The organism is Kitasatospora sp. NPDC057512 (genome assembly GCF_042802135.1).
Taxonomy (GTDB): Bacteria; Actinomycetota; Actinomycetes; order Streptomycetales; family Streptomycetaceae; genus Kitasatospora.
Genome location: NZ_JBHVET010000948.1, coordinates 1 through 2,667, shown reverse-complemented (window position 1 = coordinate 2,667; position 2,667 = coordinate 1). Strand labels below are relative to the sequence as shown.

General features: G+C 73.2%; 3 protein-coding genes. 1 reads left to right on the top strand and 2 read right to left on the bottom strand.

Annotated elements, in window-relative coordinates; translation table 11 throughout:
• Window positions 1–94: 94 nt before the first annotated feature.
• The gene (locus ACFU6K_RS36090) at window positions 95–826 is read right to left on the bottom strand and encodes an SDR family NAD(P)-dependent oxidoreductase (RefSeq protein ID WP_380670430.1); all 732 of its coding nucleotides are present in this window, start codon (window positions 824–826) and stop codon (window positions 95–97) included.
• A 129-nt stretch (window positions 827–955) separates the two neighbouring features.
• On the opposite strand from ACFU6K_RS36090, the gene ACFU6K_RS36085 reads away from it, so the two are divergent.
• The gene (locus ACFU6K_RS36085) at window positions 956–1,636 is read left to right on the top strand and encodes a TetR/AcrR family transcriptional regulator (RefSeq protein ID WP_380670428.1); all 681 of its coding nucleotides are present in this window, start codon (window positions 956–958) and stop codon (window positions 1,634–1,636) included.
• Here ACFU6K_RS36085 and ACFU6K_RS36080 read toward each other — a convergent pair.
• On the bottom strand, window positions 1,608–2,492 hold the full coding sequence (locus ACFU6K_RS36080) for an arylamine N-acetyltransferase (RefSeq protein ID WP_380670426.1): 885 nt from the start codon (window positions 2,490–2,492) through the stop codon (window positions 1,608–1,610). The two genes, ACFU6K_RS36085 and ACFU6K_RS36080, sit on opposite strands and share 29 nt — an antisense overlap.
• Window positions 2,493–2,667 lie beyond the last annotated feature (175 nt).

The following is a 2,667-nucleotide window of genomic DNA, read 5'->3' as shown; positions in this document are numbered from 1 at the left end:
GGCGGCTGAACCGCACTGACTTCATCGTGGACTCCGTTCCGAACGGCAGAGGTGGGGCTCCGGGGCGGGCACGGCGGCAGGCCGTCCCCCGTAGTCAGGCGACGCGCTCGCCGTCGTAGAAGACGCCGCCGGTGGGCCCGTCGGCGGGCAGGGTCGCCGCCCGGGCGACCCACACGGCGCTCTCCGAGGCGGGCCGGTCCTCCTCGTCGACGCCGAGCTCGGGGTGGGTGTCGACCCGCCCCGGGTCGACGGCGTTCACGAGGACGCCGGTGCCGCGGAACGTCGCCGCGAGGCTCGCGGTGAGGGCGTTGAGCGCGTACTTGGAGAAGGAGTACGCCGGGGCGCCCACCTGCCGGGGATAGTCGGCCCCGGCCGCGATCTGCTGGTACGCCCCGCTCGAAACGTTCACCACCCGGGCCGCGGGCGCCGCCCGGAGCAGCGGGGACAGGGCCTGGACGAGGGCCCACACCCCGACGACGTTGACGTCGAGTGCCGTACGGACGTACTGGATGTCGGCGTCCAGCAGGGAGAGCGTGTCGAAGTCGGGCATGCAGCTGGCGTTGTTGACGAGGACGTCGAGGCGGCCGTGCCCGTCCCTGACGTGGTCGGCGACGCGCGCGAAGTCGTCGGTGTCGGCGAGGTCGAGGCGGAGGCCCTCCGCGCTGAAGCCCTCGGCGCGGAGCACGGCCGCCCGCTCCTCGGCCTGGCCGCCGTCGCGGGCCGTGACGATGACGTGGTGGCCCTGGGCGGCAAGAGCCCGAGCCACGGCGATGCCGAGCCCGGCGGCCCGGCCTGCGCCGGTGATGAGTGCGGTCCTGTCGGTCATGGTGGCCTCCCCGGAAGGCGTGGACGACGCTGGACGAACAGCGTACGTCACGAATGCTGTTCGTTCTAACGAAGGGGGCAGTCGCTTAGAGTGCTGCTCCCGCTTCCCCTCGCAGAAGGCCGATCCCCGATGCCCCCCACCCGCCGCCGTTCGACCCGCGACCGCCCGGCCAAGCCGCCGCTCAGCGAGGAGGCCGTCGTCGACGCGGCCCTGGAGGTCCTGCGCTCGGAGGGGCTGCCGGCCGTGTCGATGCGACGGGTCGCCACCGCCCTGGACACCGGGCCCGCCTCGCTGTACGTCTACGTGGCCAACCGCGAGGGCCTGATCCACGCCATGCAGGACCGCATCTTCGCGACGGTCGAGCTCGAGACCGCCGACCCGGCGCACTGGCGCGACCAGCTGCACACGCTCCTGGGACGCCTGCGCGACGCACTGGCCGCCCACCCCGGGATCGCCATGACGCTCACGACCGTGCCGCCCCGGAGCGAGGCGGTCCTGCGCCCGCTGGAGAACATGCTCGCCGTCCTCCTCGCCGGGGGCCTCACTCCCCAGGACGCGGCATGGGCCGCCGACTTCCTCTCCACCCTGGTGCACCACGCCGCCGTCGAAGCCGAGGCACGACCCGTCGGCCACCACGAGCAGGCCGAGGAGCTGTACCGGCACTTCACGGCCCAGTCGCCCGACGCGTTCCCCCTCATCACCGCCCACGCCGCCCAACTCGTCGCCGGCGACGCCGAGGAGCGGTTCCGCCTCGCCGTCGACACCCTCATCGACGGCTTCCTCACCAGAGCGGCGTCGCCCCCGGCGTAGAGCACTCCGCCTCGTGGCGTGCGACGAGCACGGCGGTGTCCTCGGCGTCCAGCGCGAGCCCGAACTCCCCGCTCAACAGCCCGGGCAGCTCCCCCGCCGACACCCGGCGGCTCTCCTCCGTCAAGTCCGGTAGCAGCCGGGTGAGTTCCGTGTCGCGCAGGACGAGCCGCCGATCGGCCGCCGGCTTCTGCACCAGCAGCTTGTCGTGGAAGGGCGAGCGGGGATGCGTGGAGGTGAAGTGGCTGGTCACGGTGAAGTCGACGGGGAAGCGTGGCTCCGTCCCGATCGCGTAGAGGTCGAACCAGCCGCCGTGCCTCAGCCGCCGGAGCACCAACGGTCCGGCGGCGCCCGGGGTCGGGCCCTCCTCGCGGACCAGCCCGTACGTCCAGCCGGACTGCCGGGCGATCTCGCCGTCGCGCAGCCGTAGCGGCTCCAGGAGGCCTTCGGCGCCGAAGCCGACGTCGGTGAACCAGACCTCGCCGTCGAGTTCCACCCGCAGCGACATGTGCGTGGCCGGGCGGATCCGCTCCTCTCCCAGGCGTACGCGTGACGCCGTCGCGGTGAAGGTGAAGCCGATCGCGTCCAGGGCCGCGGCATAGAGCAGGGTCTGTTCGCAACAGGTGCCCCCGCGTCGGCCCCGGACCATCTTCGCCTGCAAGGACTCCAGGTCGAGTCGGACGGGCCGGCCCAGGACGACCTCCAGGTTCTCGAAGGTGAGCGCGGCGATGTGGGCGGCGTGCAGCGCGCGCAGCACCTTCAGCGTCGGCTCGCGTTCCCCCCGGTACCCGATCCGGGACAGATAGGCGTCGAGGTCCAGCCGGTCGCCGCCCCACCCGGAGTCGATCCACCCGCCCATGTGCTCCTCCTCTCCCCTGTCCTCTCCTCCTCGAACGAACCGCACCGCCCCACGTGCCGCCCCCGTCCGGGAGACCCGAGGCCGCACGACGGGCCCGACACCCGAGCGGCTGCCCCGGAAACGCCCGTCCGACACCACCCGCACCACCCGTTCGTCCGCGTCCACCCGCACAGGC

Bases quoted from the DNA above. Each gene is read 5' to 3' on its own strand.
- ACFU6K_RS36090 (WP_380670430.1), bottom strand. From the start codon at position 826: ATGACCGACAGGACCGCACTCATCACCGGCGCAGGCCGGGCCGCCGGG.
- ACFU6K_RS36085 (WP_380670428.1), top strand. From the start codon at position 956: ATGCCCCCCACCCGCCGCCGTTCGACCCGCGACCGCCCGGCCAAGCCG.
- ACFU6K_RS36080 (WP_380670426.1), bottom strand. From the start codon at position 2,492: ATGGGCGGGTGGATCGACTCCGGGTGGGGCGGCGACCGGCTGGACCTC.